Genomic DNA, 24,697 nt, shown 5'->3' on the forward strand with positions numbered 1-24,697 from the left:
TCAGGGGATAGAGGCCTTGATCTTGCGCACTGCTTCCAATTGTCCGTCGAGATAGTCCTTCCAGTTGACACCATTCGGGTCCGTGGCCGCGAGAGTGACGGCCTTCTCGCAAGCCGCGATCGCTTCATCGGCCATCGCCTTGTCCGCCGCCTTCTTCGCCTGGAAGGAAACGATCGAGCAGAGCGTGTCATGGGCGAAGGCCGTGTTCAGCGGTTCAGCGAGCTCGCCATAAAGTGCCAAGGCACGGCGCGCATGCCCGGCGGCTTGCGCGACCGCCGCGGTATCCGACTCATAGGCGGCCCGGAAGACCGCATCGGCCATCATCTTTTCGCGCTTCGCCGTCGCCGGCTTATCCGATGCGGCGGTCGCCGCCAGCGTCGTCCTGGCGAGCCCGACCATTTCGACGGCCAGCGCATCCTGATCGGCCGCCGCGGCGCTGAAGGAGGTCAGCCTGTCGACGACGAAATCGGCGAGCTCCGTCCAGTTGGCGCCGATATTGCCGGCCGGCGTGCCGGTGAGCGCCATGCGGAGATGCCGGGCTGCAGCGATGAGCCCCGTCATGTCCTGCGCCGTCGGCTGGCCGACATCGGCCGCGGCCTGGAAGCGGGTGGCCAGGAGATAGCCAAGATCGACGCGCAGCGGTGCGAGTGCGTTCGCGCCCAGCGTGCTTTCATCGGCAAAGGCCTCCTCGCTCGCCACGAGCAACGGGTCCATCGCCGCCGCCTTGGGATCGAGCATGGCGGCGCCGGCCAGACTCTCCGCGAAGCCGAGCCGCATGCGGGCGCGGTCGAGCGGTGTCACCCCGACGAAGCTCGAATCGAGCGCCGTTCGTAGCGTCAATGAAGCGTCGCTCCAGCGCGGCGCCGTCTGCTCAGCGCGCGCCTGGTCGATGCGCTCCAGCCCCGTTCTGAGCCGGCTCTCCGACCAGGCATCGGCCTCGGTCTCGAACCGCGCGCGGATCGGGCCATCGGCCGCGAATGAAATGGGACCCGCCGCGGCAAGCCGCGCTTGCGTCTTGCGCAGCGCCTCTTCGAGCGCCGGCAATTCGGCCGCACGGTCCGGCAGGCTGCGAGCGGTATCGAGCGCATTGCGGCGCGCTTCGACGGCAAGCGCCAGACGCGACGCCTTGCCGTCGAGCGCGACGAGATCCTCCAAAGCCACGGCGATACGTATGGAGTTGTCGATGAAGCGTGGAAGGTCCGGCATTTCGCCGACGCGCCGGAAAAGATAGAAGGCTTCGTTGAAGGAAGCGACAGCGTCGGCCGCATCGGCCGCGTCCTTGCTGCGCTCCGCCAAAGCCTGGAAAGCAAGACCGCGCGCGATCATGCTGTCGGTCCAGCGGGTGTTCTCATAGTCGGAGAATCTGTCGGCGAGGGCTTCCTGGTGCAGCTTCAGCGATTCGCGCAGCGCGGTGTCACCGGTTTCCCTAAGCCCGAGCTCGCGCAAGGCTTCAGCCAGAGCGAAAAGCGTGTCATTGTGCTGGCGCGGCATCTTCTCCTTGGAACGCGCGCTGAGTGCTCCGCGATAATGCCCGACCGCCGCAGCGAGAACCACCTTGTCGCCCCGCAGCACGCCGAGTGTCCGCTTGACCTCGCCCAAGGCATCCTGGGCCGCCGCCCATTCGAGCGATGCATCTTGCGCGGTGAGGCCGGTGAGCTGGGCTTCGAGCAGAGATACGGCGCGCTCGATCGGTTCGGCCTCTCCACGTACGCTGCCCAGGCGCGCAAGCGCCGTCGCCAGCACACGCTCGACGCCCAGACGTTGCGCCGTCGCGCCGTCAGCGGGAAACAGCGCCAAGGCCTGCTCCGGCAGGTCGACCGCACTTGCAACCGCCGCCTCCTCGCCCGTCAGCTTTCCGAGCGCCAGTTGCAGGGCGCCCAGCCGACGGCGCAGCTCGATGCGTTGCGCCAGCGTGCCGGCGCGATCCACGACGGGCAAAATCTCCGCGAAGATCGTCCTCGCCTCCTCGATCTGAGCGGTATTCCGCACCACCTCGCCATTGAGATAGAGGAGATAAGCGAGATCGGATTTGAGATCCGCGGTCTCGATCTCGTCATATTTGCCTTGCCCGAGGTCGAGCGTCTCGCGGGCGAGGTCATAGCCGGCGACCTGCTCGATGGCGCCACGGCCGTAACGGCCGGCATCGATGTAAGCGGCGACCGCCTTGCGGGCGAGACGGTAGGACCGGTCGGGATCGAGATCACGCAGGTCACGCGCGATGAATTCATATTCCTCGGCGGCGAAACGATGCTTGAACGCGATGAGGAAGGTCTCGGCCCGGCGTTCGTCGACGGAAGCCAGGTCGAGTAAACGCGCATTGATGTCCTTCTGGATGTCCTCGATCTTGCCGCGCTGCTTGTCCGCAAGCTCGGCCGCCTGCGCCTGGAGCGCCATCGCGGCCTCGAGCGCGCCTTCGGCGACGGCGCGATCGGCGAGCCCCATCAGGCGGGTAATCTCGGGCTCGGTGGTGGTGAGCGCCTGGCGCTCGGCGGTCATCTCGCGCAGGACCTCCACATTGCGGCGCAACGCCGCCTCGAGCGCGGCCGGATCGGACGGCGCCTCCTCACCCATCGCTTTCAGCATGGCGAAGACGGCATCCATCGGCACGCCGCCTTCGGCCGAGACCTTTTCGATGCGACGGCGTTCGGCATCGGGAAGCGTGGATATGGTGACGAGAAGCTTGCGGCGCTCGCGCAGGATGTCGCCCTCGGCACCGTCGGCCTCCTTGGGCATACCGCCGAAATGCAAAAGCCGGCGCAGGCTCTCATTCATCCAGGGCCGCTGGCGGCCTTGTGTCTTGAGATAGACCTCCTCGGCCACCAGACGCATCACGAGACCGAATTCCTCGCCATTCATCGCCGAAAAGTGGCGCAGCACGGCGGCGGCATAGGGGCTGTTGCCGCCGGCATCGCCATCGAGCGCGACCTGTCCGGGTTCCGCCGCGAAGGCCAGGACGGACCCGACATTCTCGGTGGCGGCGGCGGTGGCGCCTTCGGCTTCGATACTCGCGGCGCTGCGTATCTGGCCGAGCCCGCCCGCGGTCATGGGCACAGCGGCGGCGCCGGCTGTGACCCGCACCAGCGCATCCGGCGGAAACGGATTATTGCGGCAGGCATCGAGCATCACGATGAGGACCGGGACCTCGGCCTGCAGTTTCGCGATCAGGGCCGAGACGGGAACCAGCTTCTCGCCCGCCGCGTCGAGCGCCGACAGATCGGCATCGACGGGCACCAGGTAATTCTCGCCGGCGGCCTCGATGCCGTGGCCCGAATAATACAGCACCGCGACATCGGCATCGCGGGCATCCTCGGCGAAACGCTCGAGATCACGTTTGAGCTCGGCGCCGCCACGGTCGGTCCGGCGCACGGAATCGAAACCCAGATCGGACAGCAGACCTTCGATCGCATCCGCGTCATTGCTGGGGTTCGGCAATTTGGCGAGATGCTCGTATGCGCCATTGCCGATGACGAGAGCGACGCCCCGCAGCGGCTTCTCCTCCGCCACTGCGGTCTTCACGAATAGCAGCGCCAACAGGGCAAGCAGCAAAACCAGCCGCCCGCCCATCCGCCTATCGCCGATGGCGCCCAACGCGCAGAGTGAAGATCGCATGCCGTCCGATCCGGAAACTCAGCCCGCGACTATCCGGGACACTGGCGACGAAATCAAGGCGGCGCGGCGGCCAGTTCAGCACTCAGGCAGATTGACCGCGAGGCCGCCGAGGCTCGTCTCCTTGAACTTGCTGTTCATCTCGGCGCCGGTCTGGCGCATCGCCTCGATGCAATTGTCGAGCGGCATGAAATGCGACCCGTCGCCTCTGAGCGCCAGCGACGCCGCCGCCACCGCCTTGATCGCGCCGATGCCGTTGCGCTCGATACACGGCACCTGCACCAACCCGCCGGCCGGATCGCAGGTCATGCCGAGATGATGCTCGAGCGCGATCTCGGCGGCGTTCTCCACCTGTGCTGGGGTGCCGCCGAGAACCGCGCACAGGCCGGCCGCCGCCATTGCCGCCGCCGAGCCGACCTCGCCCTGGCAGCCGACCTCGGCGCCGGAGATCGAAGCATTGTGCTTGATCAGGCCGCCAATGGCGGCCGCCGTCAGCAGGAATTCGGGCACGCGGCCACGTTCGGCGCCGACGCAGTGATCGAGATAATAACGCAGCACCGCCGGAACGACGCCGGCCGCGCCATTGGTCGGCGCCGTCACCACCTTGCCGCCGGCAGCGTTCTCCTCATTGACCGCCATCGCATAGACGCTGAGCCAGTCGGAGGCGACATGCGGCTGGATTCGGTTGGAGCCGGCCTCCCGCGCCAGCTGGCCGAGAATGTTCTTGGCCCGCCGTCTGACCTTCAATCCGCCCGGCAATTCGCCGTCGAGCGCCAGGCCGCGATCGATACAGTCCGACATCGTCCCCCAGATCCGGACCAGGCCGTCATCGAGCGCATCAGTCGAGTTCACGACGAGCTCGTTCGCCCGCTTCATCTCGGCGATGCTCTTGCCCGATTGCTGCGCCATCAGCAGCATGCCCTCGGCAGATGAGAAGGGATAAGGCCAGGCCTTGGCCTCATCCGCCGATGCCGACGCCGGATGCAGACGCTCCGCCTCGCTGACGACGAAGCCGCCACCGATCGAATAATAAGTCCCGGCGCAGCAGACTTCGCCCGCTTCATCGAAGGCTTCGAAGACGAGGCCATTGGCATGGCCGGCGAGCGCCGGGCCGAAATCGAAGACGACATCCTTGTCGGGATCAAAGGCCATGGCCGGCAGTCCCGGCGGCCGCAAGGTCTTGGTGACGGCGAGCTCGCCGAGTCCCTGTTCGGCAGCGGTCATCTCGATCTCGGCCGGCAGAAAGCCCAGGAGCCCCAGGCGAACCGCGCGGTCCGTCGCATGGCCCTTGCCGGTGAAAGCCAGCGATCCATAAAGCGTCGCCCGCAGCGCCACCGGCGGCGGCGCGTCCGGCTCATGCCTGGCGCGGTCGCGCAACTGGTCGAGAAAGCGGACCGCGGCCGTCATCGGCCCCATCGTATGGGACGACGACGGTCCGATACCGATCTTGAACAGCTCGAATACGCTCAGAAACATACTTCCTCCCGCGGGCGCTGCCGCTTCAGGAAGCGGACCTTCGTCAGGATTCGAACGGCGTCCGATTCCAGTTCTTGTAGATGAGATAGCGGGCATTGGTGCGGCCGATCGCGCCGAACCATTGCGGGCAGAACGGGCCCATCCAGATGAAATCGCCGGCGCTGACCGAATACCAGGAATTGTCGAGGCGATAGACGCCGCCGCCATCCAGCATCACCAGGCCATGCTCCATGAAATGGGTCTCGACATAGTGGAGCGAAGCGCCCGGCTCGAAGCCCATGATATTGACTTCACAATCGAAGGCCAGGTCCTCGGGCAGAAGCTTCTGCAGCGGCAGACGGTCATCGCCCTTCAAGCGGGCCACCGGCAGGTTGCGCGCATTGTTGACGAGCGGCTTCGGACCCGCGGTGCCTTCGAGGCGGACATAATGGCGCTCGATGACCGCCAGCTTGGCGCCCGCCGCCGAAGAAATTGTGTGCGCCTTGCCGGCGGGCAGGAAGGCATAACCTTCGACCGTCATGGCGTGGTTCTCGCCGTCGAGCGACAGAGCGGCCTCGCCCTCGAGCACGAAGAAGAATCTCTCGATGCCCGCGGCCGGAGCACCGGCCTTCGTCCCCGGCGCCATCTCGACGAAATATTCGACGAATTTGGCACCGATCTGCGGCGAGGCGAGAATGATGATCTGCGAACCGGGCCAGCCGGGCAAGGTCGTGCGCTCATGGCTGTCGGGGCAGATCAAAGCATGCCGTGTGCCGACCGAAGAACGCGTTTCGCCAAGACTCTGTCGCATGACCACCTCGTTGAATGCGCAAGGCCTAATTGGGCCATCCGCAAAAGTCAACGCAGAGCCAGATTCCGCCTTCCCTTGCGACCAGCCGGGGCGCAAGTTACAAAGATGATCTCCATGCAGCTTTCACCTTAATCCGACATGCATTCCTATCTCAGCGAAGCCGATCCCGGCACCCGCATCCTGCGCCGTTGCGACGAGCTGGCCGCCATCAGCAAGCCCGGCGCCGGCGTCATCCGGCTCTATCTCACCGACGAGCACAAGCGCGCCATCGAGCTCGTTTCCGGCTGGATGCGCGAAGCCGGCATGGAAGTGCATGTGGACGCCGCCGCCAATGTCGTCGGGCGCTACGCGCCGGCGCAGCAGGGAAATCCCTCCCTCGTCCTCGGCTCACATATCGACAGTGTGATCGATGCGGGGAAATATGACGGGCCGTTGGGCGTCATATGCGCCATCGACTGCGTCAGCGTGCTCCACCAGGAGAAACGCCGCCTGCCCTTCGGCATCGAGATCATCGCTTTCGGCGATGAGGAAGGAACACGCTTCGGAACGACGCTGATCGGCAGCCGCGCCGTCGCCGGCTCGCTCCTTGCGAACGAGCTTTCGATCGAGGACAGAAATGGCGTGTCGATCGCGACGGCACTGCGCGACTTCGGCATCGATCCGGCACGCATCGGCGAAGCGGCGCGCAAGGCCGAGGACATTCTTGCTTATGTCGAATTGCATATCGAGCAGGGACCGGTTCTCGAGCACCGCAATCTGCCGGTCGGCATCGTCTCCTCGATCAGCGCGCAGATCCGCAAACGCGTGACCTTGACGAGCGAGCCCAATCACGCCGGCACCGTGCCGATGCGGCTGCGCCATGATCCTTTTCTTGCCGCGGCGGAGATCGCCCTGGCGGCCGAGCGGATCGCCGCCGGCATCCCCGACGCCGTGGCGACCGTCGGCCAGGTCGACGTCAAGCCCGGCGCCATCAATGTGATCCCCGGGCATGTGACGATCAGCCTGGACATGCGGGCGCGCAGCGATGAGATCCTGACGGGCATGGTCGCCCGGATCGATGGTGAGGTCACCCGCATCGCTGAAGCGCGCGGCGTCGTCTTGAAGACCGTCACGATATTGGAGACGCGCGCCGCGCCCTGCTCGCCCGACTTGATCGGCAAGCTCGATGAGGCGGTCCGCGGCGCCGGAATCGAACCCTTGCATCTGCCGAGCGGCGCCGGTCATGACGGCATGGCGATCGCCAGCCTAGCTCCCATCGCCATGATCTTCGTGCGCTGCGAGAAGGGCATCAGCCATTCGCCGCTCGAAGCGGTCGAGGCTCCCGACGTCACCGTCGCCGTCGAGGTCCTGCAGAAATTCATTCGCGACATGGGTGAAGGCCAATAAGGCTTGCAGTCAAACTCGCGGAGCTCAGAAGCCCCGCGAGACTTCCAGCCGCAGTCCCATCGACCGGCTGTTGCCCGACAGGTCGCCGGTGACATCGGCTCCCAGCTGCCAGCCCGTCGGGAACGCGGCGCCGATGCCGACCTCCACCGCCACCTGGCTGCGTGACCAGCCGTCGGCCTCGATCAGGTAAGACGGTCCGGTCAGCCAGTCGCTGAACCGCACGCGCTGCCCCTCGGCCTGTTCGAAATCGTAGCGATATTCGAACCGGCCGCGCGGGGTCAGGATGGTGTGGCCCGCCAGGAAGCTGTATTCGAACCGTCCGCCGAGGAGTCCGCTGATCGTATCCATCTCCCGCTCGTCATAGGCGAGCGAATAGCTCTCTGGCCCGTCCTCGACATAAGAGTCGAAGCTGGTGCGCGAGGCCTCGATCCCGCCGAACAGCGACCAGCGCAGCGGCCCGTCATTGCGGTCGATGCCGGCGCGGACCGATCCGAACAGCAGGTCGGCCTTGCGCTCCGCGGTGGCGGAACCGCCCGTATCGGTCACGTAGCGGGTGAGATCGAAGTCGATCCCGCCGACGCCGGCCAGGACGTCGATGAACGCGTCCTCGACGGGCCGGAAGCTGCCATAGGCGCCGACGGCCCACGAGCTTGCCTCGACCTCCGACCCATTGTCGCCGACATCGGTCTGGTCACGGCCGACGCCAACACCGATGCCGAAGGTGACGCCGGGGGCCAGGACGATGTCCGCACCAGCGCTAAGGCCGGAGGTCGAGAAGTCGAACCCATTCACACCACCGGTCGCGTCGCGGCTGCCGATCGTCACGGTGCCATCGGTCCACAGCTCGATATTGCCCGGATCACGCAGGTCGCAGTTGACGGCCGGGTCCTGGCTGTCCGCGCCGGCCATTGCGGGCGGGCTGTCGCTCGCCGTTCCGTCGGCGGAGTCGATCCGCTCAGGCTGGGTCGGGTCGTCATCGACCTGCTGCTGCGGCGCCGCGTCGTCCGACATCGGGATGCCAAGGCTGAGGCGCGCGCCCATGCCTTGCGTACAGCGACCGTCGTGCAACTGCTCCATGCGGCGGCCGAAATTGCGGATCTGCGTCGCGGCCGTACGGCGGGCGGCGCCCGTCTCGGCAGCCTCGAGCCCGCGCACTTCGGGGTCGTCCGACGGATCGGACCGCGCGCCGACCTGAATGGTCAAAGTGAGCGGCGCCGACGTGCCGCCGGCATTGCTCAGAGTGTAGAGTACGGTCACCGCCTGCTCCGTGTTGGTGCGGGAGGTGAATTGCAGGCTGTAGGTGCGGTTCATCGCCGTCCCGCCCTCAATCAGCTCCACGTCGGCGGCATCGGCCGGGGTAATCGACACGAGCGCGCCGCCGGTGAACGGTCCGCCGGCCGCGCCGCCAGTGAGATCGACGGTGACCGTGCGGCCGGCCAGCGCGTTGATCGAGAGCGGCGATGCAGTCGGAACCGCAACGGTCACCTGGATCGAGACGGTGCCAGGGTTGGATGTGCCTCCGGCACCGGTCGCCGTATAGGTGAAGCTGTCAGGCCCCGAATAGCCGGTGGCCGGGGTGTAGGTCACGACATCGCCGGCGATCGACGTCGTGCCATTTGCCGGAGCCGTGCCGATCGAGATGCTGCTGTGCGGGCCACCTGAGATGGAGCCCGACAGGTCGATCGCCGTGCCGGGGCTGTTGAAGGCGACGACCACGCCCGGCCTGTCCGCCGCGACCGGCTTGTCGATGAAGGTGTAGGTCGCGGAGCCGGTGCTGGTCTGGCCGTTGACGGTGACCGTGACGGTCGCCGCACCCGATCCGGTCGCAGGCGCGGTGACGGTGAGCGAGGTCGCGCTCGCCGCGGTCACGGAGCCGGCGACGGCGCCGAACATCACGATATTGTCGCCCGGCGTCGTGCTGAAGCCGGTGCCGGAGACCGTCACCACCTGGCTGACGGGTCCCGAAGGCGGCGACACGCCGGTCACCGTCGGCGCCACCGTGAAGGCGTTGCCGGCGGTCGCGGACGTGGTCGGGTAGCCGCCCGGCGTGAAGGCGCCGAGGGTGAAGCCCGAGGTCGAGCCGGCGGTGGCGCCGGTATAGTCGAGCGTGATGGTGCAGTTGCCCGGCGCCACGACGATGTTGGTGAACTGGACGGTCGTCGCGGTCGGGATCGAGGTCGAGCCGATCGAGCAGGTGCCGCCCGGGGCGCCGATCACCCGCTCGACGAGCGACGGCGAGGTGAGCAGCGCGTTGAAGGCCGGGCTGTTGGACGCATTGGTGTTGGTGAAGGTGATGGTGACCGCCCCGGTGTCGCCAGCGCTCACAGTGGCCGGCGCAAAGGTGACCGACGCGGAGATCGCCGCGGCTGGCCCGACCGTGAAGCTCTGCTGGACCTGCGGCGCCGCGTTCCAGTTTGTATCGCCCGGCTGGTTGGCGTTGATCTGGCAGGTGCCGGTGCTGGTGAAGGTGACCGAGTTGCCCGTCACTGCGCAACCGGTGCTGGCGCCATCGGGCGAGAAGACCACCCCAAGCCCGGACGTCGCCGTCGCGGTCACGGTGTAGGCGCTACCTCCCACCGCCGCGCTGCTGGGCGCGGTCGACGTGAAGCTGGCCGTCTGGTCGCCCTTGGCGATTGTCGTCGTGGTGATCGAGCCGATGGTGGTGACGGGCGTGCCCTGGCTGTCGGTCACCCTGACTTGGTAGCTGAACGTGCCGGCAATGGTCGGCGTGCCCGACACCAGGCCGGTGCTCGAATCGAGGCTGGTGCCCGGCACGAAAGCCCCGGCATTAAGCGCATATGTATAAGGCGCGATGCCGCCCGAGGCCGTGTTGGACTGGCTGTAGCTGGCGCCCACCTGGTTGCCCGACACGCCGCCCGTGCTGAGCACCAGATTGGCCGGGGTCACGGTGAAGCTCTGCACGACGTCGCTCGCCGCGTTCCAGTCAGTGTCGCCCGCCTGGCTGGCGGTGATCGAGCAGGTGCCTGTCTGGAGCAAAGTGAGCGTGGTGCCCGAGACCGTGCAGATGCTCGGGGTCGACGAGGCGAAGCCGACCGTCAGACCCGACGACGCCGTCGCCGACAAGGTCAGTGGCGAGGCCGAGAGCGAGGCATTGGGCAGCGCGCCGAAATTGATCGTCTGGTCGCCTTGGACCACGGTGATGCTGTAGGACTGCACCCTGGTGTACGGCCCGCCGCTGCCCACGGTCGAACTGTCGGTTGCCGTGATATCGAAATTGAAGGTACCGGTTGTGGTCGGTGTGCCCGACAGCGTGCCGCCGGTCAGGGTCATGCCTGTGGGCAGCGTTCCCAACGTCTGCGCATAGCTGTAGGGAGCAGTGCCGCCACCTGCCGTGAAGCTTTGCGAATACGCGGCGCCGGCCGAGCCACCGGGCAGCGCGCCGGCCGCCGGCGACAGCGTGATCGTCGGCGCGGAGATGGTCAGCACAAGCGGACCGGTTGCCTGGGTGAAGGGGCCGGTGCCGAGCGAGCTGTCGGTCACATTGGCGGTGAAAGTGAAGATGCCGCTGGCCGCCGGCGTTCCGGTGATGGTGCAATCACTGTTGAGCTGTGTGCCGGCAGGCAGGGCGCCCGTGTTCAGCGTGGTCGAGCAGCTGTGCGGCGACCTGCCGCCGGTGGTGTTGATCTGCACGCCCGAAAGCGCAATGCCGCGCTGGCCGCTACCGACAGGGAAGACGGAGACCAGCACCGGATTGCTGATCGGCACGGTGACCGTCGCCGGGCTGGAGGTGCCGCCCAGATTGGTCGCGGTGAAAGTGAAGCTGTCATTGCCGCGGAAGCCGACCGGCGCGCTGTAGGTGACGAGGCCGGCCGCATCGGCCGATACAGAACCGCCCTGGGCTGTGGTCGCCGAGCCCACCGCATAGCTGGTCGGGCTGTTCGTCGCATGGCCGGCGACGCTGAAGGTCGCGCCACTGACGTCATAAGCAAGCGCCGAAGCGGTGAACGAGCTGGCGACCGGCGCCGCAACATAGGTGAACTGGTCTGCGGCGCTCGTGGCACTGGTGCCGCCCGGCGCGGTGATTGTAACATCGACCACCCCCGCGGCATGAGCCGGCGCAACCGCCGTGATCTGCGTATCGCTGTCGACCGTGTAGGTCGCCGCATTGGTCCCGCCGAAGCGCACGGCGCCCGGGCCCGTCGTGCCGGTAAAATTGGCGCCCGTGACGATGACGCTTGTCCCGCCGGCGGTTGGGCCGGATGCCGGCGCCACGGACGTCACCGTTGGCGCGGGTGCTGTGACGGTGAGCGGGGTCGGCGTCGTTGCCGTGCTTCCCGACACGGGGGCTGGGCCGGTGGCCGAGACCGTGCCGCTCGTATAGCTGTAATTGCCCGGCGTGGCGGACGAGGCGGTGATCGACACCGTGCACGAAGCGCTCGCATTCAGCGTCGCGCCGGACAGGCTCAGCGCGCCACCGGCCAGCGTGGCGGTGCCGCCGGTGCAGGTCGTCGTCGGGCTCGATCCGGTGAGGCCAGCCGGCAGCGCCGATGCCGACACCGCTACGCCCGTCAGCTGCATCCCGGCATTCGGATTGCTGATCGTCACGGTCAGGGTCGAGGACCCGCCTGTGACGATGGAGGTCGGGCTGAAGGCTGCAGCGATCGTCGGCGCTGACGCATTGACGGCAAGCTCAAAAGTCTTGGAATCGGAACCCGTTCCCTGGTGCGTCACGGTGACGGTGAAGGTGGTGGCGGCGAGCGCAGCGGTCGGCGTGCCGGTAATGGCCCCGGTGCCGGTGTTGAACGAAAGACCGGCGGGCAGCGTGCCGCCGCTCAGCGCATAGCTGTGCGTTCCGCGGCCGAAAGTGGCTGTGACCGGCGTGAAGCTCAGCGCCGTGCCCACCGTGCCCGAGGTCGAAGCGACGGCCTGGGTTGCGCGGACGCCGCAATAGATCGTCCAGGTCACCGTGCCGGAGCCGGCGCCCGGCACATAGGCCGAAGCCGCCATGGAACGCGTGGCCACCGGCAATGTTATGGAACCGCTGCCGCTGATGTTTGTATCGACGAAGACGGTCGCGACGCCGGCAAGAGGCGCGCGGTTCAGCCTGGCGTTCACCGCAGAACTGGAAACCGTATATTCGTAGTAGACTACGGTTCCCGCCGCGAAGTTGGTGATGCCGGTCTGCGGTCCGAACGGCGCCTGATTGATGATGGTGGTTGGGCCGGTGCTGCTGACGTTGTAGTTTGCGTTGTCGTAGAAGGTGAGATTGTTCCTGAGATAGTTACAGCCGTCGCCGTCGGCGGCCTTGGCCGCGATCGGCGAGAGAAGGATCAGGATCGCCGGCAGCGCGAGCGCCACGGCGTGCGCCTTGCCTTGAAACTGCGCGCAGATGTTCCACGCAGCTTTGAGCCACCTCACCATATTCAGACTGTCCCGCCCCTGTAAGAACCGTACTCTATCGGCAAGCGCCGCAGGCCCGGTGCAACTCCATGTTGCAACTCTGCTGACGCATTACTGAGTCAGCCCAGTCTCGAATCCCCCTCTTCGATCTAAGAGAAGAATTGCTTTCACTCAAGCGAGTAATCCTACGTAACTAACAATATGGCTTTTTGCCCCAAAATGGACTGACGCTCATCCGCAACAGGTCGACGACGGCCGCGCTGCTCCCCAACTGCAACATCGGCAAACTGAATGACGCGATCCGCAGCGCCGGGATCGACTCTTGCTCGGATCGCGATGATCTTCGTGCGCTGCGGAAAAAGGAATCAGCCATTCGCCGCTCGAAGCGGTCGAGGCTCCCGACGTCACCGTCGCCGTCCATGTCTTGCAGAGATTCATTCGCGATATGGGCGAAGGCCAATAGGGCCGTCACCGGCATCAACAGGCGCCGGACGATCTATCGCTGATTATTTTGAGTTTATCCCTTGAGAGGGAAATGGTGGAGCCAGACGGAATCGAACCGACGACCTCTTGAATGCCATTCAAGCGCTCTCCCAACTGAGCTATGACCCCACACTGGGTTTCCAAGGGCTTTAAGTCCGGCCCTCGAATTGGGAGCCCCGCAAGGCGGTTGCCTTGCGAAGCGGGCGGAACCTAGTGCCGCCCTCATGATTTATCAAGCAAAACTTGCGCCGGCGCGCGAGATAGTTTTACCGACAGGGCAAGGGTGGCTTTGGAGCCATCCCCTGGAGCGTTTCCTTATCGCCAAAGTCGGGCAACTTTGGCGGGAAGCGCTCTAGACCTCTTCCTCGCCTTCCTTGGAACCGCCCGGACCACCGTCCAGATAGCCGGTCACGTCGGAATTCTCTTCCTCGTCCTCGACCAGGAAGGTCGAATCCTCTTCGGCCTCGGCGCCATCGTCCTCTTCGCCCAGATCGACATCGGCGACGGCGGCGGTTTCGTCATCCCCATCGCCCCCCTCATCGACCTCCTCGAGGCTGACGAGTTCGACCTCCGAGACCTCCTCGGCATCTTCCGGCGCCGGCTTCGGTATCTCGCGCTTGGGTGCCGCCTGCGGCACTTCGCCCTTCGACGGCAGCAACGGCGCGGCGATGAAGCTCACCCCGCATTTCGGGCAAATGATCGGCGACTTCAGGAGATCATAGAATTTCGACCCGCAGGACGGGCATATACGCTTGGTTCCGAGTTCAGCCTTGACCACGGTTGATCCTTTACAGGCTAATAAAATGAGAGTGATGGGGGCTCCATGCCATGGCCGGCCTGGCTTGTCAAAAGCAAAGGTGACAGGCGAAAACCCCTATGTTAGGAGCCCATCCCGACAAATAAACCCGTTAATTTGTGGATATTTCCGTGCACGGCTCAAGCCCAGCGCCGCTCCAATCCTCAGCCAGCCAGGGCCTCAAAGGCCGCTTGCGGGTACCCGGCGACAAATCCATCTCGCACCGCTCGCTCTTGCTGGGGGCGATCGCGGTCGGTGAAACCCGCGCCTCAGGGCTCCTCGAGGGCGAGGATGTGGTCAATACCGCCAAGGCCGTACAGGCCCTGGGGGCCCAGGTGAAGCGCACGGATGACGGTGTCTGGCACGTCCAGGGCGTCGGCGTTTCGGGCCTGATGAGCCCCAAAGGCGACCTCGATTTCGGCAATTCCGGCACCGGCGTGCGCCTGGCGCTGGGCCTCATGGCCTCCACCCCCTTGACCGCGCGCTGCATCGGCGATGCCTCCTTGTCAGGCCGGCCCATGGGCCGCGTCACCGTGCCGCTGTCCGAGATCGGCGCCCGCTTCGAGACGGCGGAAGGCGGCAGGCTGCCTTTGACGCTGCATGGCGCCCGCCATCCCGTGCCGATCACCTATAAGCTTCCGGTCGCCTCCGCCCAGGTCAAGTCCGCCGTGCTGCTTGCCGGGCTCAACACGCCCGGGCGCACCACCGTGATCGAGCCGGTGGCGACGCGCGACCATACCGAGCGCATGCTGAAGGCCTTCGGCGCCGATATCTCGATCGAGAACAAGGCTGACGGCCGCCATATCACCATCACCGGCCAGCGCGAGCTCACGGCGCAGATCATCGACGTGCCGGCCGATCCGAGCTCGGCCGCCTTCCCGATCGTCGCCGCCCTCATCGCGCCAGGCTCCGACATCACCATCGAAAATGTGATGCTGAACGAGACGCGCACCGGCCTCATCACCACGCTCATCGAAATGGGCGGCGATATCACCATCGAGAACAAGAGACTGGCGGGCGGCGAGGAAGTCGGCGACCTGCGCGTTCGTTCCTCGAAGCTCACAGGCATCAAGGTGCCGGCCGGCCGCGCGCCGTCGATGATCGACGAATATCCAGCCCTCGCCGTCGCCGCTTCTTTCGCCCAAGGCGTCACCCATATGGCAGGGCTCGACGAATTGCGGGTGAAGGAGAGCGACCGGCTCGCCGCCGTCGAAGCGGGTCTCAACGCCAATGGCGTGACGACGCGCTCCGGACCCGACTGGCTCGAGGTCGAAGGCGGCAAGGTTCAAGGCGGCGGCCTCGTCGCCACTCATCTTGATCATCGCATCGCCATGTCCTTTCTGGTCATGGGCCTCGCCAGCCTGAAGCCGGTCCGCGTCGATGACGGCGCCATGATCGCCACCAGCTTCCCGAACTTCTCCGGCCTCATGAACGGCCTCGGCTGCCGCATCGAGCCTCTGTCATGATCATCGCCGTCGACGGCCCCGCCGCCGCCGGCAAAGGCACGCTCGCCCGCGCATTGGCGCAGCATTACAACTACCATTTCCTCGATACGGGCGCGCTCTACCGCATGGTCGGGCTCGGTGTCGTGAGCGCCGGCGGCGATCCGCGCGATGCGGCGGCGGCGCTGAAGGCGGCCGAAAGCTTGCGGCCCGACAAGGTGAATGACGCGGATCTGCGCAGCGAGGCGGTGGGCGAAGCCGCCTCGATCGTCGCCGTCAACCCTGAAGTTCGTTCCGCCCTGCTCGGTTTCCAGCGCGCTTTTGCCCGCAAGGAACCGGGCGCGGTGCTGGACGGACGCGATATCGGCACCGTGGTGTGCCCGGACGCGGAAGCAAAAATTTTCGTCACCGCATCGGCGGAGGTGCGCGCCAGACGCCGGCTCGCCGAGATCGCCGAGCGCAGCGCGGCGCCGGCTTTCGATGTCGTGCTGGCCGAGATCAAAGCCCGCGACGCGCGCGACAGCAGCCGTGCCCACGCGCCGCTCATTCCCGCGAGCGATGCCTATGTGCTCGATTCCTCCGACCTCAGCCGCGAAGAAGCACTGGCAAAGGCCATCGCTTACGTGGAGACGAGGAGGCCACGCTGACTTTCTTTATTGCGGCAGCGGACGGAGCGCGTATGTCACCTCGGGCCGCCCGCTCTTAGGCCAGCGATAGGTGGCCCAGCAGGCTTTGTCCTGGCCGGTGAAATTGCAATTCGTCTTGTCGACCCAGAGATCGAGCGAAGATGCGTCCTGGGTCAGCGTCAATGTGGGCGCAGCACCCAATATCTCGACCGGATCGCGATAGTCGTTGCCGGAGACGGCGACCTTGATCGTGCAGCCGCCATTGCCACAGAAAGCGGTGGCAGCACCTGTGCAGTCGAGCGCCTGCGGATCGAAGACGACATCCTGCAGGCCGTCACCATCGAGATCGCCGGTGAGAAGCCGCGGCAGATCGGCGCCCGTTTTCAGGGCGCCCCCGAGCTTGCGGCACTCCTCGCCATAAGTTCCGGCGGTCTCCTGCAACGCCTCGGGCAGGTTGCCCACCGACCAGGGCTCGATCACCGGATCGGCATTCTCCTGGTCATAGACATTCTGCATCGCCTGGGCGATCTGCTCCTTCAGCGTGGCGATGCGTGCCTCGTAGAGCTTGCGCAGACAAGCGAGGTCGCCGCCACATTGAGTGCGCGCCTGGAGAAAATTCTGGGCGTCGTCCATGCGCGCGCCGCTGCCGCCCATCAGCATCGGCACCTTGCGGAAGGCGAACCACAGACCGCCCATCTCGCTGTCGAGCGCAGAGAGGTCCGGCGTCTTGCAAATGGCAATCTCGTCGGGCTTCGCCGCCTTGCCGCAATCGAAGCTTGCGGCCGAAGCGACGGAAGACAACGCGGCAAGGATTGCCACGACGGCCGCGGCGCATAGACTGGACCGGAACATGGCAGCTCTCCTATTTCGCGACGTCGCCAGTTGGGAATCCGCACCAGGCGCCGATCTGGCGGTAAGCGGCGGTGAAGCCTTTCAACGACAGAGCCGGAACCGGCTTGCCCGCCACGGTGATATCGATCGTGCTGCCCGCGGCCATGGCGCGCAACAGCGTGAGGCTCGTTTCCTTCGCATTATTGATGGTCACCTGCTTGCCGTCGCCGACCGCCTGAATGTCGAGGCGCTTGCCGCCGATTTCGAAAGCCACCGGGATACCCTCGCCCGCGGGCGCGGGCGCGGTCATGGAAATCGTGATCGCCGGATAGGCATCGGGCGGCAGCACATCGCCATCGCCGATCGCGATGGCGAGCGTCGCGGTCTGGCCGCCATCAGCCGACGTCGATGTCTCGGCCCGACAGGTCTTGCGCAGGTCTTCGCCGGTATTGACCTCGTCCAGGCCGGCGGCCCAGTCGCGGAAGGTTTCCTTCTGCGGCGCCGCCAGGGCATTGCCGGTAAGAGCCAGGAACAAGAGGCCGGAGCTGAGCAAGGTTCTGATCATGGTCCGCATAGTACAGGCAGATGCCGCATTGCCAAAATCACGACCGCGAACGAGATTAACCCCGACCGACGGAAGTCATATTGCCGAGGCGCCGCCACTCATGCACAGTCGACCCATGGCGGGGAAACACGACACCAAGCGGGCCTATGTCGCCGGCACGTTCGACACCAAAGCGCGTGAGCTGCTCTATTTGCGCGACTGCCTGAAAGGACACTGCATCGACACGGTGACCGTCGACCTTTCGACGTCGGGCGCCAAAAGCCCGGCCGAAGCCGACATCGCCGCGACGACGGTCGCGACCTTTCATCCGCTGGCGGCGCAAGCCGTCTTCACCGGCGAACGCGGCAGCGCCGTCGCCCGCATGGCGGAAGCCTTCGCCATCTTCGCCAAATCGCGCGACGATCTGGGTGGCCTCATCTCCGCCGGCGGATCCGGCGCCACGGCGCTCGCCACGCCGGCGATGCGGGCGCTGCCCGTCGGTGTCGCGAAACTCATGGTCTCCACCATCGCGAGCGGCGATGTGCGTCCGCATGTCGGGTCCTCCGACATCGCCATGCTCTATCCGGTGACCGATATTTCGGGGCTCAACCGCATCTCGCGCACGGTCCTCGCCAATGCGGCGGGAGCGCTTGCCGGCATGATGCGGGCCCAACCGCTTCCTGGTGCCGACGAAAAGCCCGCCATCGGCCTCACCATGTTCGGGGTGACGACATCTTGCGTGCAAGCGGTGACGAAGCTGCTCGACGAGCGATATGACTGCATCGTCTTCCACGCCACCGGATCGGGTGGACAGTCCTTCGAGACGCTGGCCGGATCGGGCTTCTTCACCGGCGTGCTCGACATCACCACCACCGAGATCGCCGATGAGACCGTGGGCGGCGTGCTCAGCGCCGGGCCCCGGCGCCTCGATGTCTTCGCCGAGCACGCCATTCCGTATGTCGGCTCCGTCGGCGCGCTCGACATGGTGAATTTCTGGGCCCGCGACACCGTGCCGGCGCAGTTCGGCGAAAGGCAATTCCATATCCACAATGCCAATGTGACGCTGATGCGCACCACGCCCCAGGAGAATGCACGGATCGGCCGGTTCATCGCGCAGAAGCTCAACCGCATGAAGGGCAAAGTGCGCTTCCTCCTGCCGATGAAAGGCGTTTCCGCGCTCGATGAGGCCGGCAAGCCTTTCTGCGACGAAGCGGCGGATGACGCGCTCTTCAGGGCGATCGAGCAGGATTTCGAGGCGAGCCCGGATCACCTTCTGATCAAGCTGCCGCTTCATATCAATGACCCTCACTTCGCCGATGCGCTGGTCACGGCCTTCCGCGAGATCACGGAGACCTCATGAGCCGTTTCAAACGTGAAGAGCTGATCGCCCGCTTCCGCGACATGATCAAACGCGGCGAGCCGATCATCGGCGGCGGCGCCGGCACCGGCCTTTCCGCCAAGGGCGAGGAAGCGGGCGGCATCGATCTCATCATCATCTACAATTCAGGCCGCTACCGCATGGCGGGCAGAGGCTCGCTCGCCGGCATGATGGCCTATGGCAATGCCAATGACATCGTGCTCGACATGGCGCGCGAAGTGCTGCCGGTCGTCAAGAAGACGCCGGTGCTGGCAGGCGTCAACGGCACCGACCCGTTCTGTATCTTCGACGACTTCCTCGACCGGCTGAGCGCGCTCGGTTTCGCCGGCGTCCAGAATTTTCCCACCGTCGGCCTGTTCGACGGCCGGATGCGCGCCAATCTGGAAGAGACCGGCATGGGCTACGGGCTCGAGGTCGATCTCATCCGGCTGGCGCATCGGAAGAACATGCTGACGACACCTTACGCCTTCACCGTGGACGAGGCGGTGCAGATGACCGAAGCCGGCGCCGATATCCTGGTCTGCCATATGGGGCTCACCACCGGCGGCGCCATCGGGGCATCCACCGCCTTCACGCTTGACGACAGCGCCAAGCTCATCAATGCGATGATCAAGGCGGCGCGCAAGATCCGCGACGACATCATCATCCTCTGCCATGGCGGACCGATCGCCGAGCCGGCCGATGCCGACTTCATCCTGAAATCCTGCCCCGGCTGCCACGGCTTCTACGGCGCCTCGTCGATGGAGCGCCTGCCGGTCGAACGCGCCCTCATCGAGCAGACGCGGAAGTTCAAGGCCATCGGGCGGAAGTAAAGCCTCGCCTGTAAGGGAAGATTCACCATTCTCGGGTCAAATCGCACCCGCTAGCGCGTGATCAGGAAAATTGGCTGCCGGTTTTCCGTCCGATTACGCGCAAATCGAGATTCGATCACGTTTATCAGCTCAGATCGGGAACCGACCTGACCTGATCGTGATCTATGAGGGTCCTCCCCATGATTAAGCTTTCCTTAACCAGTTTCGCTTGTGCCGCCATCCTCACCGCCCTGACCGCGCCGGCGCTCGCCGCGAGCGATGTGGTGATCAACGCCGACCAGGCCAAGATCATCAGTGTCAGCGGCCAGCCCGGCATGGTGGTGGTCGGCAATCCCAATATCGCCGATGTCACGGTGCGTGGCGACCAGGTGGTGCTGATGGGCCGCAATTATGGTGTGACCAATCTCATCATTCTCGACCGCGAAGGCAATCAGCTCGCCGCGCTCGATGTCACGGTCCAGATCACCGACAAGAACGCCGTCCATGTGTTCAAGGCGGGTGGGCGCATGAGCCTGGCTTGCGCACCGACCTGCGAGCAGACTCTGCAAGTGGGCGATGACGTGGTGCGTGTATTCGATCCGCTCTCGAAAGAGATACAGACCAAGGCCGACCTGGCGAACGGCTCGTCCAAGGCGGAGTAATCCACGTTCACCCGGATTTCCCTAAAATTTGAATGAATTTCTTCAATCCACCGCAATGGCGGGCTGATACACCGGCCGCCACGATACTCATCGGTTGAACAGGGCCAGAATCTCCCATGGGGCGGCGCAGCATCAAGGGCTTCAAGCAACGGCTTCGGCTTTTCCGTCGCAAGGACGATGGTGCGACCGCCATTGAATTCGCCTTCATCGCGCTTCCCTTCTTCGCGCTGATCTCCCTTGTCTTCGAGACGGCGACGATGCTCTTCACCGACATTTCGCTGCAGAATGGCGTGAATCAGACCGCCAGGCTCATCCGCACGGGACAGGTGCAGACCCAGGGGATCAGCCAGGGGCGCTTCCGCGAGATCCTGTGCGGCAATGTCGCCTTTTATCTCGACTGCTCCAAGATACGGGTGTTCGTCACCAAATCCTCGACGCCGACCTTCACCAACCGCACCAATCTGATGACGGCGACCGCGACGACGCAGCAGCGCTGGGAGGTGGGAGCGGCCTCGGAATGGACCCTGGTGCAGGTGAGCTACGACTGGAAGCTGTTCATTCCGAAGATCAGCATGCTCGGCAATGTCGACGAGAACACACGCCGCATCGTCGCCGGCGCCCTGTTCCGCAACGAACCTTTTGGCGGGTGAAACCATGCGCCAGCCCGTCCGCAAGATCAGCCGCTTCGCCCGTGACCAGAAGGGCCTCGCCGCGATCGAATTCGCGCTGATCGCCCCTTTGCTGCTGCTCATCTATTTCGGCGCCGTCGACCTCACAAACTGGTATATGGCGCATCGCCGGCTGGTGGTTGCGGGCAGCACCATCGCCGATCTCACCACCCAGAATCCGGGCACCGTGACGGGCACGCAGATCGGCCAATACTGGACGGCGGTCGGCGACATCATCGCCCCGCTCACCCTCTCCAATGTCAATCTGACCATTCGCAACTTTCGCAAGGACGGCGGCAGCGCCAAACGGCAATGGAGCTATAGCCGGGGGGCCGATTGCAGCAATGCTCCCGATGCCGCAGGACTGCTGGCCATCGCAACCGGCGAGATGACCGAGGCCAACGACATCCTGATCGCCGAAGTGTGCACCACGATGCAGCCCATCGTGTTGAGCGTCTTCAAGTTCAAGGCCGTGACCATGACCTATCAGATCAGCATGCGGCCGCGGCTCGGCAAGACGCTCGACTGCACCGCCGGCTGCAGCTGAGACGGCACGTTCGGATCAGCCCTGTATTCCAGCAATTTGCCGACGGCGCGACTTGCGGTATAGAGCAGCTCAAATCATGAAATCCGGCCCCACGCCGGACATCTGACTTCGGGCCCAAGTGGAACTTCACATCTTTCTCGCCGTCCTGGTCGCAGCCCTCCTGCATGCGAGCTGGAATCTGCTGGTCAAGCTCGATCTCGACCGCTTCCTGGCGCTGCTCCTGATCTCCTGCGTCATGGTGGTCATGGGCGCCGTGATGCTCAGCGTATTTCCGTGGCCTAAAGCCGAAAGCTATCCCTATATCATCGCCTCGGGGCTGCTCCATACCGGCTATAATATCTTCCTGGCCCGCAGCTACCGCACCGGCGACCTCTCGCAGGTCTATCCGATCGCGCGCGGTACGGCGCCGCTTCTCACCTTCATCGGCGCCTGGGTCCTTGCCGGAGAGGCAGTGACCGGCTTCGGCGCGCTCGGCATCCTGCTCCTCGTCGCCGGCATCTGGCTCACGGCCAGGCCGGGCAGCCGGTCGATCCGGCTCGACGGCCTCACGCTGTTCTTCGCGCTCGGCACCTCGGGTTTCATCGCCGCCTATACGCTGGTCGACGGCTTGGGCGCCCGCCTGTCGGGCTCGGCCTCGGCCTATGCCGGCATGTTGTTCGTGCTCGACGGCGTGTTCATGATCATGGCCGCGCTCATCATGCGGGGCCCGAAAGTCTTCGCGCAGGTGCTGCCGTCCTGGAAAAGTGGCGTGACCGCGGCCCTCTTTTCGGGCGCGGCCTATTGGATCGTCATCTGGGCCATGAGCCTGGCGCCCATCGCCGCCGTGGCGGCGCTGCGCGAAACCAGCATCCTGTTCGTCATGTTGATGTCGGCCTATTTCCTGAAGGAAAAGGTGACGGGCCTCCGGCTGCTCGGCGCCGTCCTGATCGTGATAGGGGCCGTGGCGCTCAGGCTGGCGTGAATCATCCGCTGTAGCAAGGGCGCGTCATTCCCCTGTCACAAATTAAAGGCAGGTTAAGAACACCAGGAGGCGTCAGTTGCGTTCCCTATTTCCTGGCATCACCCGACTGCCCCGCCATGCCGGCGCCGCCTTTTCACCCTCAGCCCCTTAAAGGATCGCGCGCCCGGCATGGCCCTTTCTTGTGGCCGGGCTTGACCCGGCCATCCAGCCAAAATGCGATCAGTTCACGGCGGCGTGCCGGCGCTGGGCCTATCCCAAGAAGCTCTTCATCCGCGCCAGCGCTTCCTTGAGCTCGGCCTCGCTCGCCGCATAAGAGAGGCGCAGATAGCCGGCACCATTGTCGCCGAAGCTTTCGCCCGGGATGAGCGCCACATGCGCTTCGTTCAGTAGCTCACGCGCGAGATCGCGGGAATTGCGCCCGGTGCCCTTCACATTGGGAAAGGCATAGAAGGCGCCGCCGGGCATGCGACAGCTGACGCCCTTCAACGCATTCAAGCCATCGACGACGATGCCGCGGCGCTTCTCGAAGCTTTTGCGGAAACCCTCGATCTCGTCCATCGGCCCAGTCATCGCCGCGAGACCCGCCATCTGGGCCGCGACATTGACGCAGGAATGATCGACGGTGATGAGCTTGCGCACGTGATCGACGAGCGCCTTGGGCCAGATGCCGAAGCCCAGCCGCCAGCCGGTCATGGCGAAGGTCTTCGACCAGCCGTCGAGGATGATGGTGCGGTCGCGCAATTCGGGGAAGCTCAGGAAGCTCGTGAACTTGGCGCCTGCGAAAACGAGATGGCTGTAGATTTCGTCCGACAGGATCGCGACATTGGGATGTTTCGCCAGACCCTGCGCGAGCTTCTCGATCTCCTTGGCATCGACGACGCCGCCGGTCGGGTTGGCGGGCGAATTGATCATGATGAGGCGCGTCTGAGGTGTGATGAGGGAAAGCACCTCATCGGCATCGAAGCCGAAATCCTTCTCTTCGCGGATCGGATAAGGCACGCCTTTGGCGCCGCCCGAACGGATGGCCTCGCGATAGGGCGGGAAGCCCGGATCGGGATAGAGAATCTCGGCGCCCGGCCCACCGAAAAGAAGACAGGCGAAATAGAAGGTCACCTTGCCGCCCGGCACGATGACGACTTCATCGGCGCTGACCGGAACCTTGAAGCGGCCCGCAATATGCGCCGCCACCGCTTCGCGCAGAGGCAGAATGCCGATTGGCGTCGTATAGCCATGCGGCCCATCGCGCACCGCCTTCTCGGCTGCTTCCAAGATGTGGCGCGGCGGCGAGAAATCCGGCTGACCGATGCCGAGATTGATGACGGGAGCGCCCTTCGCCTTGAGCGCCAAAGCGCGGTCGAGAACGGCGAAGGCGCCTTCCTCTTCGATGACGGTGATGTTGGGATTGAGCTTGAGCATTGTCCTGCGACTTTTCCTGGAGAGTTGAAAATTATGTCACATCATCGATTGCTGGATCGAGAAGGTGACTGACATTGCGGCCGGCATGGCCGGTGGCGACGGCTTCAGCAAAGATCTGCTCCACCGCCTGAGTGAGCGGCGTCAGCTGGCCGAGCTCGTCGGCGAGGCTCGCATAATAGCCGATATCCTTGGCGGCATTGGCGAGCGAGAATTTGTAGCCGTCGAAATCGCCGGCCAAGGCCGCATCCATCATCTTGCGCAGGACACCCGAATTGCCGGAGCCGTTCTGCATCACCTCATAGAGATCCTGCCAGTCGACCTGGGCGGCATGAGCGGTGCGGAAAGCCTCGGCGACGAGGCCGATCATGCCGATGACCAGATAGTTGGAGATGAGCTTGGCCACATGGCCCGAACCGGGCGGGCCGAAATATTTGACGCGGCTCGCATAGGCGGAGACGATCGGCAGGATCGCCTCGTAGGTTTCCCATTCGGCGCCGATGAGGACGCCCACCTCCTTCTTCGCCACCTGTTCCGGCCCGCCCGCCATCGGCGCATCGGCATAAGCGACACCCAGCATCTTGAGCTCATGGGCGAGGCGCCGCGTCGTCTCCGGTCTGGTGGTGCCGGTGTCGATGATCGTTTGACCGCGGCCCAGATGAGGCTTGAGCGCGGTGAGGGTCTCCTCCACCACCTTGGCGGTGGTGAGACAGAGAATCATCACTTGCGTATTGGCGGCGAGGGCCTTGAAATCCGCCGCTTCATGCGCGCCCTTCTGCAGCAAGGGATCGATGAAGCTGCGGTTGCGATGCGCCATGAGCCACAACTCATGGCCTTCCGCCATCAGATGGCCGGCCATGCCGGACCCCATCAACCCCAGACCGATGAAACCGACCTTCATCTCGCGTCCTTTCGCATCGCGGCAATCAGATGCTA

19 protein-coding genes and 1 tRNA gene are annotated in these 24,697 nt (G+C 65.0%); 9 read left to right on the top strand and 11 right to left on the bottom strand.

What is annotated here, in order from left to right; translation table 11 throughout:
• The 3 genes from JHL16_RS33955 to allE form a co-directional block, all read right to left on the bottom strand.
• Positions 1 to 3,609 (bottom strand): caspase family protein, encoded by a 3,609-nt coding sequence (locus JHL16_RS33955; protein ID WP_200189323.1) that lies wholly within the window; start codon positions 3,607 to 3,609, stop codon positions 1 to 3.
• A 75-nt stretch (positions 3,610 to 3,684) separates the two neighbouring features.
• Positions 3,685 to 5,082 carry an L-serine ammonia-lyase gene (locus JHL16_RS33960; RefSeq protein WP_200189324.1) on the bottom strand — a complete coding sequence of 466 codons (1,398 nt, stop codon included), beginning with the start codon at positions 5,080 to 5,082 and terminating at the stop codon, positions 3,685 to 3,687.
• A gap of 43 nt (positions 5,083 to 5,125) precedes the next feature.
• On the bottom strand, positions 5,126 to 5,872 hold the full coding sequence (allE, locus tag JHL16_RS33965; RefSeq protein ID WP_200189325.1) for a (S)-ureidoglycine aminohydrolase: 747 nt from the start codon (positions 5,870 to 5,872) through the stop codon (positions 5,126 to 5,128).
• Between the two features lie 138 nt (positions 5,873 to 6,010).
• Between allE and JHL16_RS33970 the strand changes: the two genes are divergently transcribed.
• Positions 6,011 to 7,258 (top strand): allantoate amidohydrolase, encoded by a 1,248-nt coding sequence (locus JHL16_RS33970; RefSeq protein ID WP_200189326.1) that lies wholly within the window; start codon positions 6,011 to 6,013, stop codon positions 7,256 to 7,258.
• Positions 7,259 to 7,282: 24 nt separating this feature from the next.
• On the opposite strand, the gene JHL16_RS33975 is transcribed toward JHL16_RS33970, so the two are convergent.
• The 4 genes from JHL16_RS33975 to JHL16_RS33990 form a co-directional block, all read right to left on the bottom strand.
• The gene (locus JHL16_RS33975; protein ID WP_200189332.1) at positions 7,283 to 12,640 is read right to left on the bottom strand and encodes an autotransporter domain-containing protein; all 5,358 of its coding nucleotides are present in this window, start codon (positions 12,638 to 12,640) and stop codon (positions 7,283 to 7,285) included.
• 172 nt (positions 12,641 to 12,812) lie between these two features.
• Positions 12,813 to 13,097, bottom strand: coding sequence for a hypothetical protein (locus tag JHL16_RS33980; RefSeq protein ID WP_200189334.1), 285 nt, complete (start codon positions 13,095 to 13,097; stop codon positions 12,813 to 12,815).
• Positions 13,098 to 13,155: 58 nt separating this feature from the next.
• Positions 13,156 to 13,231, bottom strand: a tRNA-Ala gene (locus JHL16_RS33985).
• Positions 13,232 to 13,454: 223 nt separating this feature from the next.
• Positions 13,455 to 13,880 (bottom strand): TIGR02300 family protein, encoded by a 426-nt coding sequence (locus JHL16_RS33990; protein WP_200189336.1) that lies wholly within the window; start codon positions 13,878 to 13,880, stop codon positions 13,455 to 13,457.
• A gap of 149 nt (positions 13,881 to 14,029) precedes the next feature.
• On the opposite strand from JHL16_RS33990, the gene aroA reads away from it, so the two are divergent.
• Positions 14,030 to 15,364 (top strand): 3-phosphoshikimate 1-carboxyvinyltransferase, encoded by a 1,335-nt coding sequence (gene aroA / locus JHL16_RS33995; RefSeq protein WP_200189338.1) that lies wholly within the window; start codon positions 14,030 to 14,032, stop codon positions 15,362 to 15,364.
• The gene (gene cmk / locus JHL16_RS34000) at positions 15,361 to 15,987 is read left to right on the top strand and encodes a (d)CMP kinase (RefSeq protein WP_200189340.1); all 627 of its coding nucleotides are present in this window, start codon (positions 15,361 to 15,363) and stop codon (positions 15,985 to 15,987) included. The genes aroA and cmk overlap by 4 nt, the downstream gene beginning before the upstream one ends.
• A gap of 6 nt (positions 15,988 to 15,993) precedes the next feature.
• Here cmk and JHL16_RS34005 read toward each other — a convergent pair whose 3' ends face one another.
• Positions 15,994 to 16,818 (bottom strand): lysozyme inhibitor LprI family protein, encoded by an 825-nt coding sequence (locus JHL16_RS34005; RefSeq protein WP_200189342.1) that lies wholly within the window; start codon positions 16,816 to 16,818, stop codon positions 15,994 to 15,996.
• Between the two features lie 10 nt (positions 16,819 to 16,828).
• The gene (locus JHL16_RS34010; RefSeq protein ID WP_200189343.1) at positions 16,829 to 17,362 is read right to left on the bottom strand and encodes an invasion associated locus B family protein; all 534 of its coding nucleotides are present in this window, start codon (positions 17,360 to 17,362) and stop codon (positions 16,829 to 16,831) included.
• Positions 17,363 to 17,462: 100 nt separating this feature from the next.
• On the opposite strand from JHL16_RS34010, the gene JHL16_RS34015 reads away from it, so the two are divergent.
• The 6 genes from JHL16_RS34015 to JHL16_RS34040 all read left to right on the top strand — a co-directional run bounded on the left by JHL16_RS34015 (position 17,463) and on the right by JHL16_RS34040 (position 22,348).
• A complete protein-coding gene (locus JHL16_RS34015) occupies positions 17,463 to 18,701 on the top strand; it encodes a Tm-1-like ATP-binding domain-containing protein (protein ID WP_246771251.1) in 1,239 nt (412 codons plus the stop codon).
• The gene (locus JHL16_RS34020) at positions 18,698 to 19,531 is read left to right on the top strand and encodes a phosphoenolpyruvate hydrolase family protein (protein WP_200189344.1); all 834 of its coding nucleotides are present in this window, start codon (positions 18,698 to 18,700) and stop codon (positions 19,529 to 19,531) included. Before JHL16_RS34015 ends, JHL16_RS34020 begins: the two co-directional genes overlap by 4 nt.
• A gap of 179 nt (positions 19,532 to 19,710) precedes the next feature.
• Positions 19,711 to 20,172, top strand: coding sequence for a pilus assembly protein N-terminal domain-containing protein (locus JHL16_RS34025; RefSeq protein ID WP_200189345.1), 462 nt, complete (start codon positions 19,711 to 19,713; stop codon positions 20,170 to 20,172).
• 116 nt (positions 20,173 to 20,288) lie between these two features.
• Complete coding sequence (locus tag JHL16_RS34030) at positions 20,289 to 20,822, top strand: TadE/TadG family type IV pilus assembly protein (RefSeq protein WP_200189346.1); 534 nt, start codon at positions 20,289 to 20,291, stop codon at positions 20,820 to 20,822.
• Positions 20,823 to 20,826: 4 nt separating this feature from the next.
• Complete coding sequence (locus tag JHL16_RS34035) at positions 20,827 to 21,387, top strand: TadE/TadG family type IV pilus assembly protein (RefSeq protein ID WP_200189348.1); 561 nt, start codon at positions 20,827 to 20,829, stop codon at positions 21,385 to 21,387.
• Positions 21,388 to 21,505: 118 nt separating this feature from the next.
• Positions 21,506 to 22,348, top strand: a complete 843-nt coding sequence (locus JHL16_RS34040; RefSeq protein ID WP_200189350.1) for an EamA family transporter — start codon at positions 21,506 to 21,508, stop codon at positions 22,346 to 22,348.
• A 249-nt stretch (positions 22,349 to 22,597) separates the two neighbouring features.
• Here the strand turns inward: JHL16_RS34040 and JHL16_RS34045 are convergent, their stop codons facing one another.
• Together JHL16_RS34045 and JHL16_RS34050 are read right to left on the bottom strand one after the other, a co-directional pair.
• A complete protein-coding gene (locus tag JHL16_RS34045; RefSeq protein WP_200189351.1) occupies positions 22,598 to 23,764 on the bottom strand; it encodes a pyridoxal phosphate-dependent aminotransferase in 1,167 nt (388 codons plus the stop codon).
• 31 nt (positions 23,765 to 23,795) lie between these two features.
• Complete coding sequence (locus JHL16_RS34050; RefSeq protein ID WP_200189353.1) at positions 23,796 to 24,662, bottom strand: NAD(P)-dependent oxidoreductase; 867 nt, start codon at positions 24,660 to 24,662, stop codon at positions 23,796 to 23,798.
• Between the last annotated feature and the right edge of the window lie 35 nt (positions 24,663 to 24,697).

Origin of the sequence: Taklimakanibacter albus, assembly GCF_016595235.1 — a bacterium.
Classification (GTDB): Bacteria; Pseudomonadota; Alphaproteobacteria; order Rhizobiales; family Aestuariivirgaceae; genus Taklimakanibacter; species Taklimakanibacter albus.